This window comes from Streptomyces sp. CA-142005 (genome assembly GCF_050942335.1).
GTDB lineage: Bacteria > Actinomycetota > Actinomycetes > Streptomycetales > Streptomycetaceae > Streptomyces.
Map to the genome: position 1 here is coordinate 9,578,647 of NZ_CP192078.1, position 13,816 is coordinate 9,592,462.

Here is a 13,816-nt window from a genome sequence, read left to right on the forward strand (position 1 = left end):
ACAGCATCCGTCCCCCTGCCCCCTGGCCACCACCCAAGGAGTACTCACCGTGACCATCGTCCAGCCCGTGGCCTGAGAAGTGCCCGCAGGAGAACAGTGGAGGAGACGGGTGCGGCTTTGACGAAGCCGAAGAATGGACCGAAGTCCTCGGTGGCGGCGAAGCCAGTGAGGTAGAGGCCCGGCACCGTGGTCTGAAAGCTCTCGTCGAGTACCGGGAATCCGTTGTGGGTGGCTATCTGGCCGAGCAGTTCGTGAAGGTAGGGAACACATGTGAGGTCGGGTGCGTATCCGGTAGCGAACACGATCTGGTCGACGGCCAACGTCTCGCTGTTCGAGAGAGAGACCTGCAGGAAGCCGCCATGCTTACTGCCGTCCACGTGCGCCACCCGGCATTGTGGCCAGACGTGGATGGAGGACGAGTTCAGGCGTGGAGGCAGCCATGGCTCCAATGTCGCCCGTCCGGCCTGCCAGCACCGGGCGCGGATCGCGGCTTGCCGTGTGGATGGCAGACCGCGCCACCACCCTTCCACCTGGAGGGTGCTCTCGATGTATGGATCGAAGAAATCCCAGTTCACGGCCGCGAAGCGGGGCGCGGGGTGGCGGTGGACGATGTCGATACGCTCCGCGCCGTGCTCACTGATGAGCGCCGCCCATTCGTATGCGCTCTGCCGGCCGCCCACGATCAGAACACGCTGTCCCGACAGGGTGTCGAACGAAGCCAGATCACCGCTGTGAGTGGCGCGGCCGGGCGCCACTTGGGCGGCCCAGTCCGGAAGCACCGCGAAATAGCCGACGCCGGGGGCAGCGATGACGACATCGCTGCGTACGGCTCCGCCTCCTGAGAGTTCTGCCTCGAATCCGCCGTCGTTTCGGGTGATGCCCGTGACAAGGTCTTCCCGGATCGCGATCTGTTTGGCGTCGCGGAACCAGTCCGCGTAGTCGAGGAAGAAGGTGACGGGGATGGGATCGACGTCGTCGGGGGTGAGGCGCCGCTCATGCAGGTAGTCCCGCAGGGTGTGCTCCCCGGTGGCATCCAAGTGCCAGTCGGGGCCGGAGCGCAGGAGCATTCCTTCAGGCATGTGCTCGCGCCAGAAGCTCATGGGCCGGCCGACCGTGACCGTGTCGATACCGAGCTCTCGGGCGAGAGCGGCCGCGGACAGGCCGAACGGGCCGGCCCCGACGATGAGCAGATGTGTGCAGGTGGTGGCATTCACGATCCGGCTCCCGTCCACCGGCTTCGCGGGCACGGTCATCGCGCGGCAGACGACTCCCCGAAGTCCACGTCTCGCCCGCCGCGGAGCGACTCGATCTTCGCCTAGCCTCTCACGGCCAGGTGGCGGCCCCATTCCTGCAGAGGATCTCTCGGCGTCGGGAGTTGCCGCAACTCGAGGCCCGTCGGGCTCGGGGAGCAACGATCCGGGCCCCGGAATGCCAGGCCGCTCGCTCCGGGTCCGGCATCAGGGCCTCGTCCATTACTCCGGCGTAGGGTGAATTCATGGGCGCGTACGAGTACCTCACTGTCGCGGTACGAGGAGAATCCGCCTGGGTCACCCTCAATCACCCCGCAAGCAGGAATGCGCTGAGCTGGAACATGCTCCGCGAGCTGCACAAAGCATTCACTGAGGTGGCCGATTCATCTGCCACGGGCATCGTGCTGGCAGCGAACGGCCCGGTCTTCTGCTCCGGGCACGACTTCGCCGATGTCCGGGCCGCGGACACCGGCGACATCCACGGGCTGCTCGACCTGTGTACCAGCGTGATGCAGCTGATCCACTTTGTTCCGCAGATCGTGGTTGCCAGGGTGCACGCACTGGCCGTCGCTGCCGGATGCCAGCTCGTAGCGACATGCGACCTGGCGGTGGCCGGAGAGTCCGCCGGATTCGCGCTCCCCGGCGGTAACGGAGGCTGGTTCTGCCATACGCCCGCCGTGGCGGTGGCCCGGTCGGTCGGACGCAAGAGGCTCATGGAGATGGCCCTTACCGGCGACGTGATCGACGCTCGCACCGCCGCCGACTGGGGACTGATCAATCAAGCCGTTCCCGACCGGGAACTGGACGCGGCAGTCGAAGCGCTGCTCGCACGCGCCACCCGTGGCAGCCCGACGAGCAAAGCCCTGGGCAAGAGGACGCTCTACGCTCAGCTGGACCGCCCGGAGACCGATGCCTACGAGATCGCCGGTGAAGTGATGGCCGCCTCCTCCCAGTCCCCGGCCGCTCGCGAAGGCATCGCCGCCTTCCTCGACAAGCGGAAGCCCGTCTGGCCTGAATAAGACCGTCGTTGCCTACTCCGTCGATGGCGCCGGGCAGCGGGTGTTCACGGCGCTCATGGCCCGGGCCGATGCCAACGAGAATCCGGACCGGGCCGTCTCGGTGGACTCCACGATCTTGCGGGCCGGGGCTCTGGCTCGCAAAGACGGCCAATGGCGGTCGAGCCGGATGACCACGCCAGCGGCCGGTCACGCGGCAGACTGACGACGGAGATCCATCTTGCTGCCGAGGGCCGCTTGCATCTCGCAGGCATCTTCCTCCGACCCGCCCACCGACCCGGTACCAGCGCCGGCCGCCGCCCTGCGGGCACATCAGTGCCACCGGCAGCACCCGTTCAAGCAACTGCAACAAACGGTCGGGCACCGGACGCTCCACCATCCCCGAGCGAACACTGCCGGGCCGATGCCCACATGCAACGGCTTCTGAGTACCTCAGAGGGCGCGGGGGCCGTGCAGCCTGTCCCGGCCTCCTTCGTCGAGCCGTTCGACGAGGAGCATCGCCGCGTCGTCCGCCAGGTAGCCGTGAGTGTGCCGGATCAGTGCCTGGTGGAGGTGTTCCACGAATTCTGACGGGGTACAGGGATGCACCGATTCTGCGGTCGTGGGCAGGGGAAAGAAGTCGCCGTCGGGACTGCGGGCTTCGATCACGCCGTCGGTGTGCAGCAGGAGACGGTCACCGGGCGTGAAGGAGTAGCTCTCCGCTTCGGCGGGCGGATCGGCCATGAAATCTTCCAGGCCCAGGGGCGGCAGTGGGCTGGCGGGGAGGAGTGCCTTTGCCTTGCCCTGGCGTAGTACCAGCGGGGGCGGATGGCCGCGATTGACGACCTCGACCACGAAGGCGTCTGATACCTGGGCCACGAGCGCGGTGACGAAATCCTCGGTCGGATCGTCTTCCGCGGCCGGGTCGACCGTGCAAAGTGCCGTCCGCTCGCGTTCCAGCGCTGCCGCGCAGTGATGCACCACCTCCGTCAGGTCCTCGTCGTAATGCGCGGCCTCCCGGAAAGCGCCCAGTACGGCTGCGGCCAGGCGTACGGCGGGCAGCCCCTTGCCACGGACGTCTCCCATGATCATCCGGACCCCGTACCGTGTGTCGACAGCCTCGTACAGATCGCCACCGATCTGCGCGCCCGTCTCTGCGGCGAGATATTTGCTGGCCATCCGGACGGGGCCGAGCCTGGGCGGCACAGGCCGCAGCAGGACGCGTTGGGCTGCCTCGGCGACCCGGCGAACCTGCTTGAGCTCGTTGTGACTGCGCGTGCGCACCGCACTGCTCATGGTGACGCTGGCTGCCGACACTACGAGGAGGGAGATGAGGTTGCTGTAGACCTGGGCTCCCCAGCTGTGGTGCAGGGTGGCGGTGAGGACGGTGACGGTGAAGGCTCCGGCCGCTGCGGAAAGGGGGCCTTTGGGGCCCATCGTCAGGGCGGCCAGTGCGGGCATGGCGGCGAGGAGCGGCCCGGTGATCACCGCGTGTGCAGGGGAAAGCTCGATCCCCAGGGCGAGCAGTATGATCACGAATGGCACACACTGCGCGAGTCTGAAGAGGACCCGGCTGTGACCGCCCGCCGCTGATGGAGGGGAAGGGCGGATGCGCGACCGCATGCCTACAGCCTGCCTCCCCGATGTGGGGTGTTCCACCCGACGCCGTGGCGAGCGTCCGGGGGTCCGGGGATCCACTGCGACCGCTGATGCCGGTCGCACATCGCCGGGACGACCTACGACCGGTGGGTGGCCGGGTTCAACACCACCCAGAGCATCACCCTGGACACCCCCCTGCGGGCCATGACGGCGTTCCCGGGGTCCCGTCAAGTGGCAGAGAACGAAGCCGCCGCCATGCTTCGCCAGGCCCCGGAAGGCGCGGTTTCCCTCAGCCGTGCCGGAGGGCCACAGCACGAGACGATTGTCGTCGACCATGACAGTGCGCACGTGCGACCAGCGGATCGTTCGTTTCCGGGATCAGGTGCCGAGGCGTGTCAGTCCATCGGCGTCCACACGGAGCGTGAACTGGTCCAGGTGAGGTCCGCTGAGAGTGCTTGCAGGCCGTACGGGCTGGTTACCGCGTGTGATGAGATTCCGCTGCCTTGCATCCATCGGAATTCGGCGGCGGTCGCCGATGCGGCCGCGAGGACCGCGACGGCGCTCAGAGCGGTGTGGTCCCGGCCCTGGAGCAGCAGGGCGTTTGCGTCGTCTTTCACGACTCCGTTGATGCGGCGGACCTCCGTGCTCCAGCGGCGGCCCGCGAAGCGTTGCAGGGCCTCGTCGATCGCTTCGGGTGTCGGCCCACAGGCGCCGAAGCCGAAGGACGGCCAGGGGTGGGCCGTCGGGCGACTCCGTGGAGCGGATCCGCAGGTGACCGGACGGCTTTCCCAGGGATGTGCCTGTCCGATAGGCAAGCTTGCAGGTCGGCCCGCCAAGCGAGACGCAGCAACGCCGAACCGCAGACGCTTCGTGCCGACCCACCCGTGCCCGGGATGCCTCCGCTCCAAGGCGAAGCGGAGCTGGACCCGCCCCGGGCGTCCAGGTCGTACGACCAACTGGGCGCTCCATCTCGACGTCAGGGAACGGGCCCGCTCCACTACCGTGTGGGACGACGGCAGACCGGACGGCGACGGCACCAGACGGGCTACGAAAGGGCTTCCGCTGACGAGGGACCTGGCCCTATCGTCTGAGCCCATGATCAGAGACGGCGATCCGCTGCCCCCGACGGTCTACCCGCTCGCCAAGGGACGTGTGTGGGCCATGCTGGCCGGCTCTCTGGTTTTCGTCGCTCTGGGCATTGTTTTCCTGGTTGCCCACAGCACCGTGAAGATGACTGCGGCTGGGGTGCTGGCCGTGCCCTTCTTCGGGTTCTGCTCGCTGATCATCGTCCACCGCCTGTTCCGCGACCGACCGGAGTTGGTGCTGGACGACGCGGGAGTGGACCACGTGCGGCTGGGCCGGCTCGGCTGGGACGAGATAGCAGCCGTGCGGATACGAGAGCAGCGGGTTCGTAACACCTCGCAGTGGTTCATCGAGCTGGTGCTGCACGATCCGGACGCCTATCTGGCTCGGGCGCCCAAGCTCGTCCGCAGCACCGCGTCCATGAACGCACGACTCGGCTTTGGACCGGCCAACATGGCCACAAACACCTTGCCGGTGTCGCCTGAGGCGGTCCTGGACGCGATGCGTCGTCACTGCCCCGGACTCGCAGTACAGCACTGAGCGCGCCCGTTGGCCGACCGGCTGGTTCTGTCCCTTTGGTCGGCGTCGGGTCCAGACGAGGAAAAGGTTAGGTAGTTACGGGGATCTCGCTCGTAACGGGGACCGAGCCGCCGGTGGCCGGACAGCCACGACGTTGCTCGATGCCCCAGCGGCGTCGCCCTAGTCTTTCATAGGAAGGCCGTGCGGTCGGCCGGCCCGCCAAGCCGTCCACCGCCACGCGGTGCTCGGAGAGGCGGCGGCCGGGAGGGTCGTGGGCATAGCGCCAGCGGTCACCGGGCGTACGAGGTTCGGCCGGCTGAGCGGACCAGGGTGCCCTCGAACCCTCGCGTCTCTCGGTGATGTATCCGTCGGCCCGGTGGGCGTAGGTGCGGTGCCGGAGGAGACGGCATACGTCAGCGTGCGTTCCCGCGGTCAGGGTCTGTGTGATCAGGCGGCCTGTCCCGCTCCAGTTCTGCGGCGGTGCCACTTCGGCACCGATATGGCGCGCTGTTTCGCGGCCCGCCGCGTCGTGGGTGAAGTCCAGCGTGCCGGCGGGTGAGTGCGGTGTGAGTGGGCGCCCTGCCGCGTCGTACGTCCAGGACGAGGTCAACCCGGAAGCGGCCGCCCGCTGAGTGCGGCGGCAAGCCCACGGCGTCGTAGGTATGCGTGGTCGTACGCCTGTTCACCCTCTCGGACACCACGCGGCCAAGCGCACGCGAAGACCGGCCGGATCCTCGGTGAGCTCGCAGGCGGCCATGCGGACCACACCTGGGAGAAGCGCAGGCGCGAGCTGATCCGACCTGACGTCCTGGTCCTGGATGACTTCGCCATGCGCCAGCTCACCGCGGCTCAGGCCGACGGCCTCTACGAACTCGTCTCCGAGTGGCAGGGGCGCTCTCTGATCATCACCAGCAACCGGGCGCCCGGCGACTGGTATGCGGGTCATCATGAACGGCCCCAGCCACCGACCGAACAAGCGTCCTTGGAACCTTGCCGACAAGCCCCACAGATCTTCGGTCAGCTGAACTCTGAGCTTCGCCCCGCGCGAGCGGTGAAGTCCGCCGCGAAGCGGTGATAGACGCCTCGGCACGCTCACCCGGTGAGAAGGACCATGTGCACGTCGTGCGCTGGTGCCGTGAGTTCTGCGTCGACGTCGGCGAGCAGTCCTCCATCGACTTGATCGACTCCGAATCGTGGGCCGACTCGCGCTTCGGCGACAGACACTTCACGTTCTCGGAGAGTGCTGAATCGCGGAGTTGGAGTCCGGGCCGTACCGAGTTCCCCGAGGCCCGGAACACCCCGTTCAGCGCGGCCGTTCGATCAGGGACCGTCGAGGCCGTCAGGTTCGCGCGCCTCGATCGGCCGGTCCGCCGCCTGCTCCCGTTGCTGCGCGGGGTGAGGTACAGGCCCCGTGCGAGATGGCCCGGTCCAGGATCGGCGCCTTCTGGACCGTGACGCGCAGTCGCAGATCAGCTCTTGGGGCGTTCGCCTCCGCGGTGGCCTGCGGCGATGCCGTGCGGGGCGATGGCGTCGATGCGGGCGAGCTCCTCTGGGCCGAGCCGGATCGCCGCAGCCTGGGCGTTCTGGCGCAGGTAGGTGCGCCGTTTGGTGCCGGGAATGGGTACGACGTCCTGGTGGTGCAGCCACGCCAGCACGAGCTGGGCCGGCGTCACCTCCTTGGACTGCGCGAGTCGTCGAAGCTCGTCCACCACTCGGAGGTTGGCGGCGATGTTGTCGTCGGCGAAGCGCGGCAGGTTCCGCCGGGCGTCGTCGGCCGTGAGCTGAGTGGTGCTGTTGATGGCACCGGTCAGCAGACCGCGGCCCAGGGGGGAGAAGGCGACGAAACCTATGCCCAGTTCGCGGACCGTGTCCAAGACGCCGTTGTGCTCGACGTCCCGGGTGAACAGCGAGTATTCGGACTGGACGGCGGCCAGGGGATGGGTGGCGTGGGCCCGCCGGATGGTCTGCGGGTCGGTCTCGCAGACGCCGATGTACCGGACCTTGCCGGCCTGGACCATCTCGCTCATGGCGCCGATGGTCTCCTCGATCGGGACCTTGGGGTCGACCCGGTGCAGGTAGTACAGGTCGACGACGTCCACGCCGAGGTGCCGCAGCGAGCGGTCGATGGCCCGGTGAGCGTAGGCGGGGGTGCCGTTGTGCCCGTGGGCGGTGCCGTCGTCGTCGAACTCGGTCGCGAACTTGGTGGCGATCGTGATCTCGTCGCGTCTGCGGCCGAGTGCGCGGCCCAGCAGCTTCTCGTTCGCGAAGGGGCCGTACGCCTCGGCGGAGTCGATGTGGGTGACTCCCAGGTCGACGGCCTCATTGAGGGTGGCGATGCTCTCCCGCTCGTCGCGGGGCCCGTACCAGACGCTCATGCCCATGGCGCCCAGGCCCTGGGCGGAGACGCTCAGGCCCTGCGAGCCCAGTTCCACGTTGTGCATGATGGTGCCCTAAGAATGTTGGCGGTCCGGGAGGACCGGGTGTGGCTGATGATGGGTTGCCGTTGATGGCTCGGAAGGAATGGCCGCCCGGTCCTCCGGGACGCTCCGACCACTGATTGAGAACTGCGGTCATCGCTGGTTAGGGACCTGTCGGCGGGGTGTTCCTCGGGCCACGAAGGTGCTGGTCACGGTGGAACGGAGCGACGGGCTTGAGCACGCCTCACGCGCGGATATGGGTCGGCATCGACGCCGGCAAGGGACATCACTGGGCAGTCGCGGTCGACGCCGACGGCGAGACGCTCTTCTCGACGAAGGTGATCAACGACGAGGCCCAGATCCTCACGCTCATCGAGACCGCCCGCGAACGGGCTGAAGAGGTGCGGTGGGCGGTGGACATCTCCGGCCGGGCCGCCACCCTGCTGCTGGCCCTGCTGATCGCGAACGGCCAGCAGGTCGTCTACGTGCCCGGCCGGACGGTCAACCGCATGTCCGGCGCCTACAAAGGCGAGGGCAAGACCGACGCCAAGGACGCCCGCGTCATCGCCGACCAGGCCCGCATGCGTCCCCGGGACTTCACCCCGCTGAGCACGCCTGCGGAGCTGGTCACCACGCTCCAGGTCCTCACCAACTACCGGGCCGACCTGATCGCCGACCGGGTCCGGCTGATCAATAGGCTCCGCGACCTGCTGGTGGGAATCTGCCCCGCACTGGAACGGGCCTTCGACTACTCCGCGGCCAAGGGACCGGTGGTGATGCTGACTGAGTATCAGACCCCGGCCAGCCTGCGCCGGATCGGCGTCAAGCGGCTGACGACCTGGCTCGAGCGCCGCAAGGTCCGCGGCGCCGACACCGTCGCCGCCAAAGCGGTGGAGGCGGCCCAGTCCCAGATGACTGCGCTGCCGGGCGAGAAGCGGGCCGCCAAGCTGGTCTGCGACCTCGCCCACCAGCTTCTGGCCCTGGACGAGCGGATCAAGGACAATGACCGGGAGATCCGCGAGACGTTCCGTGCCGACGACCGCGCCGAGATCATCGAGTCGATGCCCGGTATGGGTCCCATCCTGGGCGCCGAGTTCGTCGCCATCGTCGGCGACCTGTCCGGCTACCGCGACGCGGGCCGACTCGCCTCGCACGCCGGCCTGGCCCCAGTCGCCCGCGATTCCGGCCGCCGCACCGGCAACTACCACCGGCCCAAGCGTTACAACCGGCGCCTGCGGCACATCTTCTACCTGGCCGCCCAGACTGCCATGATGCGGCCCGGCCCGTCCCGGGACTACTACCTCAGAAAGCGTGCCGAGGGACTGATCCACACCCAGGCCCTGCTTGCGCTCGCCCGACGCCGCGTCGACGTGCTCTGGGCGATGCTGCGTGACAAGAGACTGTTCACCCCCACCCCACCGGACACGCAGACGGCTTGACCTCATCATTGAGATTCCTTTCCGGCGGTCGTTTTCGGCGGTTGGGGGGTCAGGATTGCTGCAGACCGGCGTCGGTGGTGATCAGCCGGGCCAGCCGCGCGGGCGCCGACAGGAACGGGGAGTGGCTGGTGGGCAGCCGGTATGAGCGCTTGGAGCGGACCGCCATGGCTTCCTGGAAGGCGAGCGGGAGGGCCTGGTCCTGCTCGCACAGGATGTAGCTGGAGGGCACGGCTTTCCAGGTCGCCACGGTGAGGGGCTCGCTGAAGGACTTCACGGTCTGCCGGACCAGTCTTGCGGCGGCGCGCTCGGCGTCCTCCGGGGCGACGTCGGCGTAGAAGTAGTTCACGGGATCCTCGTTGGCGGGCAGTGTGCCGGTGTCTCCGCTGGGGAGCTGTCCCCCGCTCTGGCCGGCGAGGGAGTCGCCCTCGTCGAGTTGGAAGGCGGAGAGGTAGAGCAGGCGCGAGACGTTGGCGGCGCCGGCGGCGGCCTCGGTTGCGGGCAGGCCGCCGTAGGAGTGCGCCAGGACGGTCACCGGGCCGTCGATGCCGGCCAGACGCTCGTGGACGACTCGTGCGTCGTCGTACATCCCGGCGGTGTTCTCGGGGTCGGCCGAGGCACTCGGCAGATCGACGGTGGCGACCCGCCATCCGAGCGCGGTGAGTTCGGGGGCGAGTTTCTCCCAGCACCAGGCGCCGTGCCAGGCGCCGTGCACGAGCAGGATCGCGGGCTGGTTGGTTTCTGCAGAGGTCATGGATCAGCCTTGGGAATACGGGTGACAAAAGGACGCAGCCGCGCGGCGGACGGGGTGGTCGCTGCTCGGCGCGATGCCGGGAGCGCCTCATCGGCCGGCGGTGTGGCGGGACGGGGGAGCACCGCCTGCCAGCGAAGTTACGGCCGCGCCGAGGCCCGGGCCATGCGCGGTTGTCCACGGTTCTTGTGCGGCCGTCCTGCGACGTCGGCTTCACGCCGACCTGGGGCAGGTGACCGTTCATAGTGGGCTGTGGGCTGTTCGCATTCCCGGGAGGCGTCGTTGCAGCTGCTGACGGGTGACCCTTCCCGCCTGCGGCCGAACGGGCCGGAGCCGGATCATCCCTCCGGTGGGGTGAACCGCTCGCATTCCCTGCCGCCGCGTCGACCAGGCACAGTCGCGGGCGGGAGTCGTTTCCCGTGCAGACGTGCCGCGAAGGAGCAGTTGCGTGAGAGCCATGATCGACGGACTTGCCGTCCAGGCCCAAGGTCCTGGGGACGGGCCCGCGGTCTTGCTGGTGCACGGCTTCCCCGGCACTTCGGAACTCTGGCGCCATCAGGTATCCGCCGTGCTGGACGCCGGCTACCGCGTGATCACCATGGACCTCCGCGGGTTCGGTGCGTCGGACAAGCCCGCCGCGGTCCACGAGTACGCCCCGGCGCGCGTGCTGAGCGACCTCGAGATGTTCCAGTTCGATGTCGCGGAGGAGTGGCCGCTGCAGGACTCTGCCGCCCAGCTCCGCGAGCTCCTCGCCGGGCACCCCGATGGGGAGCGGGCCGTCGCCCGCCTGCGGCAGCCCGGAGCCATGACCGGCGCGCTCGCGCTGTACCGGGCCTGGGCTCCGCCGGCGTCGCTGGTGGGCCACCGCCCGCCGCCGCTCCTGTTCGCGCACCCGCCATGGGGGTGTGGGGCAGCGCGGACCGCTTCCTCACCGAGCAGCAGATGACTGGCTCAGCCGAGGAGGCGCACGGAGAATGGCGGTACGAACGGATCGACGGCGCCGGGCACTGGCTCCCGTTGGAGGCGCCCGATACGGTCACCCGGCTGTTGCTGGACTTCCTGTCGCAGACCGCCGGGGCCGAGCGGGCGGGGCGATGACCGCGGCGGCGGACAGGGCGGTGCCCCGGCACGGGCTCGAAGCCGTCGGCGGAGCCGTATGGCGCCGGCCGTGCCCGTGGGAGGACAGCCGATGGATCCGTTGACCGACGTACTGGCCCTGCTCGATCTGCGCAGTGCGCAGTTCGCGCGGCTGGAGGCGCAGGAGCCGTGGGCCGTCGGCTTCTCGGGCTACCGGCACATCAAGTTCGGCGCTGTGCTGGAGGGGAGCTGCCGGATCGCGGTCGCCGGCCTCCCCGCCCCGGTGGTGCTCGGCGAGGGCGACTGCTACCTGATTGGCAGCGGTCGCGCCTACGAGTTGTCCGGCGGTCCGGTCATGCCGGCGGTGCCGAGCGCCCGGATCTTCGCGGACCACACCGACGGGGCGACCGTCCGGATCGGGGCGGCCCGCGACGCGGTGGTGGTGGGCTGCGGCTTCGACCTGGACGAGGCCAATGCCGCTGTGCTCGTCGATGTCCTGCCGCCGCTCGTCCATGTCGGCGCCGGGTCCGGCGCCGCGGGCGCCATCCGTGCCGCACTGGAGCTGCTCCGGGCGGAGACCGGCGCGCCCGGCCTGGGTACCCCCTTCGTCACCGAGCGGCTGTCCCAGGTCCTGCTGGTCCACCTGCTCCGGGCTCATGTCGCGCAGCGCGGCGCCGCCGGGGGCGTGTGGCTGACCGCCCTCGCCGACCGACAGATCGGGGCCGCACTGGCTCTGATGCACGACACGCCCGCACACCGCTGGACCGTCGCCGGGCTCGCCGCCAAGGTCGGCATGTCGAGGTCCCAGTTCGCCGCCAGGTTCACCGAGAGCGTCGGCCTACCGCCGCTCGAGTACCTCGCGAGCTGGCGGATCCGTTCGGCGGCGCGGGAGCTGAGAACGACCGACCGTACCGTCTGGGCGATCGCCTCGCGCTGGGGCTACGGATCCGAGAGCTCCTTCAGCCACGCCTTCAAGCGCGTGATGGGTGCATCCCCTGGACGCTACCGGGCGGGGGAGACGCCTCAGGACGCTGCCGACCAGGAGTGACAGCGTGGCCGCCCGGGACTCGCTGCGCCCTTCCGCTTCCGATCCACCCCGTGACGCAGGCACGACGCACGTTTGGAGGCCGGCCTGCCACTCGGTCGGAGCCTGCGCGTGTGTCCGGGTGCCAGATCCTGTTGTTCGCGGCATGGGGGTGCAGCATCGAGATCCTCGGGACGGGTGGCGTCGGCGCATGCAGGCGGTCTCTCGGGGAGGGGGCCGAAACCTGGCTTCGTGGGCGGCCGGGCATGGGGGTTCACCGCGTCGCCGGCTCGCTCAGGCCGGGGCCGTCGTGGCCGCGAACTGAGTGCTCCCCGGTCGTGGCGAGCACCCTTGCCTGCGTTAATTGAACATACTAGTCTGTTTGATTAGCGGAGAGCTGAGCTTCTACGGGGCAGACCGCATGCCGTCAAGGCGCGAGAAGCGGTTCCCCGGACCCGTATCCCTGCGCCGGAATCCATGCCGCACGGCGGCCCTTCCTGCCGGCGGGGCGACCACCCTGAGAGAAGAGCCACCCATGCGTGCACTGGTCCTGGAAAAGTTCGACACCCCGCTGGTCCTGAAGGACATCGAGAAGCCCACTGCCGGCCCTGGCCAGGTCCTGGTCCAGGTCAAGGCCAGCGGCGTCAACCCGTTGGACACCAAGATCCGGGCGGGCAAAGCCCCCCACGCCAAGCGCACACTGCCCGCCGTACTCGGGCTGGACCTCGCCGGCGTGGTCGAGCAGGTCGGCGACGGGGTCGCCGGCTTCGCTCCCGGCGACGAGGTCTACGGCATGACGGGCGGCGTCGGCGACCTGCAGGGCTCTCTCGCCGAGTACGCCGCCGTCGACGCCCGTCTGCTCGCCCACAAGCCGGCCTCGCTCAGCATGCGGGAGGCCGCGGCGCTGCCACTGGTGGTCATCACCGCCTGGGAGGGACTCGTCGACCGGGCACAGGTCCGCAAGGGTCACAAGGTCCTCGTCCACGGCGGCGCCGGCGGCATCGGACAGGTCGCCGTCCAGATCGCCCGCGCCCGCGGCGCCGAGGTCTACGCCACCGGGTCCGCGCGGAGCCTGGAGACCATCCAGCGACTGGGGGCGACCCCGATCGACTACACCACCACGACGGTCGAGGAGTACGTCGCCAAGTACACCGGCGGCGAAGGCTTCGACATCATCTTCGACACCGTGGGCGGAAAGACCCTCGACGCGTCTTTCACCGCGGCACGCACCTACACCGGCCATGTGGTCAGCGCCCTGGGCTGGGGCACCCACAGCATCGCCCCGCTCTCGTTCCGCGGTGACACGTACTCGGGCGTGTTCACCCTGCTGCCCATGCTCACCGGCCGTGGCCGCGAGCACCACGGTGCGATCCTGCGGGAAGTCGCCGCCCTGGCCGACAGCGGGTTGCTCAAGCCCGTTCTCGATCCCCGCCGTTTCGCGCTGGACACCGTCGCCGACGCGCACACCGCGGTAGAGACCGGCGCCACCACCGGCAAGGTTGTCGTCGACATCGAGGCGTGACTCCCGAGGTCGTGCGGGCACGGGGCTGGGTGGACCTGGGTGAGCGGGCCCGGGGTGAGCGGGCCCGGGCCGCCTGATCACGGTGCCAGGGCCACAAAGATCCGGCGGCGCCTGATGACGCGTGTGCGCGCGCCCGGGTCGTG

The 13,816-nt window shown here is 69.2% G+C and carries 12 protein-coding genes and 3 pseudogenes; 9 read left to right on the forward strand and 6 right to left on the reverse strand.

Annotated elements, in window-relative coordinates:
- Nucleotides 1–44 precede the first annotated feature (44 nt).
- Complete coding sequence (locus ACQPXS_RS44235; protein WP_433455108.1) at nucleotides 45–1,253, reverse strand: NAD(P)-binding domain-containing protein; 1,209 nt, start codon at nucleotides 1,251–1,253, stop codon at nucleotides 45–47.
- A 242-nt stretch (nucleotides 1,254–1,495) separates the two neighbouring features.
- On the opposite strand from ACQPXS_RS44235, the gene ACQPXS_RS44240 reads away from it, so the two are divergent.
- Nucleotides 1,496–2,269 carry an enoyl-CoA hydratase-related protein gene (locus ACQPXS_RS44240; protein WP_433455109.1) on the forward strand — a complete coding sequence of 258 codons (774 nt, stop codon included), beginning with the start codon at nucleotides 1,496–1,498 and terminating at the stop codon, nucleotides 2,267–2,269.
- Nucleotides 2,270–2,698: 429 nt separating this feature from the next.
- Here the strand turns inward: ACQPXS_RS44240 and ACQPXS_RS44245 are convergent, their stop codons facing one another.
- Nucleotides 2,699–3,868 carry a PP2C family protein-serine/threonine phosphatase gene (locus ACQPXS_RS44245; protein WP_433455110.1) on the reverse strand — a complete coding sequence of 390 codons (1,170 nt, stop codon included), beginning with the start codon at nucleotides 3,866–3,868 and terminating at the stop codon, nucleotides 2,699–2,701.
- A gap of 371 nt (nucleotides 3,869–4,239) precedes the next feature.
- Nucleotides 4,240–4,461, reverse strand: a complete 222-nt coding sequence (locus ACQPXS_RS44250; protein WP_433455111.1) for a hypothetical protein — start codon at nucleotides 4,459–4,461, stop codon at nucleotides 4,240–4,242.
- Nucleotides 4,462–4,939: 478 nt separating this feature from the next.
- Between ACQPXS_RS44250 and ACQPXS_RS44255 the strand changes: the two genes are divergently transcribed.
- Complete coding sequence (locus ACQPXS_RS44255) at nucleotides 4,940–5,467, forward strand: STM3941 family protein (protein WP_433455112.1); 528 nt, start codon at nucleotides 4,940–4,942, stop codon at nucleotides 5,465–5,467.
- Here the strand turns inward: ACQPXS_RS44255 and ACQPXS_RS44260 are convergent.
- Nucleotides 5,437–5,720 (reverse strand): annotated as a pseudogene (locus tag ACQPXS_RS44260) (hypothetical protein); the annotation flags it as partial. The gene ACQPXS_RS44255 and the pseudogene ACQPXS_RS44260 sit on opposite strands and share 31 nt — an antisense overlap.
- A gap of 441 nt (nucleotides 5,721–6,161) precedes the next feature.
- On the opposite strand from ACQPXS_RS44260, the pseudogene ACQPXS_RS44265 reads away from it, so the two are divergent.
- Both ACQPXS_RS44265 and ACQPXS_RS44270 read left to right on the forward strand, forming a co-directional pair.
- Nucleotides 6,162–6,471 (forward strand): annotated as a pseudogene (locus ACQPXS_RS44265) (ATP-binding protein); the annotation flags it as partial.
- 82 nt (nucleotides 6,472–6,553) lie between these two features.
- A pseudogene (locus ACQPXS_RS44270) lies at nucleotides 6,554–6,694 on the forward strand (GNAT family N-acetyltransferase); the annotation flags it as partial.
- A 221-nt stretch (nucleotides 6,695–6,915) separates the two neighbouring features.
- Here ACQPXS_RS44270 and ACQPXS_RS44275 read toward each other — a convergent pair.
- Nucleotides 6,916–7,887, reverse strand: a complete 972-nt coding sequence (locus tag ACQPXS_RS44275) for an aldo/keto reductase (RefSeq protein WP_433455113.1) — start codon at nucleotides 7,885–7,887, stop codon at nucleotides 6,916–6,918.
- A 209-nt stretch (nucleotides 7,888–8,096) separates the two neighbouring features.
- Between ACQPXS_RS44275 and ACQPXS_RS44280 the strand changes: the two genes are divergently transcribed.
- On the forward strand, nucleotides 8,097–9,302 hold the full coding sequence (locus ACQPXS_RS44280) for an IS110 family transposase (protein ID WP_433445832.1): 1,206 nt from the start codon (nucleotides 8,097–8,099) through the stop codon (nucleotides 9,300–9,302).
- 49 nt (nucleotides 9,303–9,351) lie between these two features.
- On the opposite strand, the gene ACQPXS_RS44285 is transcribed toward ACQPXS_RS44280, so the two are convergent.
- A complete protein-coding gene (locus ACQPXS_RS44285) occupies nucleotides 9,352–10,053 on the reverse strand; it encodes an alpha/beta hydrolase (RefSeq protein ID WP_433455114.1) in 702 nt (233 codons plus the stop codon).
- A 454-nt stretch (nucleotides 10,054–10,507) separates the two neighbouring features.
- On the opposite strand from ACQPXS_RS44285, the gene ACQPXS_RS44290 reads away from it, so the two are divergent.
- From ACQPXS_RS44290 to ACQPXS_RS44305, 4 genes are all read left to right on the forward strand, one after another.
- Nucleotides 10,508–10,996, forward strand: coding sequence for an alpha/beta fold hydrolase (locus ACQPXS_RS44290; RefSeq protein WP_433456223.1), 489 nt, complete (start codon nucleotides 10,508–10,510; stop codon nucleotides 10,994–10,996).
- Complete coding sequence (locus tag ACQPXS_RS44295) at nucleotides 10,993–11,148, forward strand: alpha/beta fold hydrolase (RefSeq protein WP_433455115.1); 156 nt, start codon at nucleotides 10,993–10,995, stop codon at nucleotides 11,146–11,148. The genes ACQPXS_RS44290 and ACQPXS_RS44295 overlap by 4 nt, the downstream gene beginning before the upstream one ends.
- A 91-nt stretch (nucleotides 11,149–11,239) precedes the next feature.
- Nucleotides 11,240–12,175, forward strand: a complete 936-nt coding sequence (locus ACQPXS_RS44300; protein WP_433455116.1) for an AraC family transcriptional regulator — start codon at nucleotides 11,240–11,242, stop codon at nucleotides 12,173–12,175.
- A gap of 511 nt (nucleotides 12,176–12,686) precedes the next feature.
- A complete protein-coding gene (locus ACQPXS_RS44305; protein WP_433455117.1) occupies nucleotides 12,687–13,673 on the forward strand; it encodes a zinc-dependent alcohol dehydrogenase family protein in 987 nt (328 codons plus the stop codon).
- The last annotated feature ends 143 nt before the right edge of the window (nucleotides 13,674–13,816 follow it).

Excerpts from the sequence above, each read along its gene's own strand:
- ACQPXS_RS44235 (WP_433455108.1), bottom strand. The coding sequence starts at position 1,253 with ATGACCGTGCCCGCGAAGCCGGTGGACGGGAGCCGGATCGTGAATGCC.
- ACQPXS_RS44240 (WP_433455109.1), top strand. The coding sequence starts at position 1,496 with ATGGGCGCGTACGAGTACCTCACTGTCGCGGTACGAGGAGAATCCGCC.
- ACQPXS_RS44245 (WP_433455110.1), bottom strand. The coding sequence starts at position 3,868 with ATGCGGTCGCGCATCCGCCCTTCCCCTCCATCAGCGGCGGGCGGTCAC.
- ACQPXS_RS44255 (WP_433455112.1), top strand. The coding sequence starts at position 4,940 with ATGATCAGAGACGGCGATCCGCTGCCCCCGACGGTCTACCCGCTCGCC.
- ACQPXS_RS44275 (WP_433455113.1), bottom strand. The coding sequence starts at position 7,887 with ATGCACAACGTGGAACTGGGCTCGCAGGGCCTGAGCGTCTCCGCCCAG.
- ACQPXS_RS44285 (WP_433455114.1), bottom strand. The coding sequence starts at position 10,053 with ATGACCTCTGCAGAAACCAACCAGCCCGCGATCCTGCTCGTGCACGGC.
- ACQPXS_RS44290 (WP_433456223.1), top strand. The coding sequence starts at position 10,508 with ATGATCGACGGACTTGCCGTCCAGGCCCAAGGTCCTGGGGACGGGCCC.
- ACQPXS_RS44295 (WP_433455115.1), top strand. The coding sequence starts at position 10,993 with ATGACTGGCTCAGCCGAGGAGGCGCACGGAGAATGGCGGTACGAACGG.
- ACQPXS_RS44300 (WP_433455116.1), top strand. The coding sequence starts at position 11,240 with ATGGATCCGTTGACCGACGTACTGGCCCTGCTCGATCTGCGCAGTGCG.
- ACQPXS_RS44305 (WP_433455117.1), top strand. The coding sequence starts at position 12,687 with ATGCGTGCACTGGTCCTGGAAAAGTTCGACACCCCGCTGGTCCTGAAG.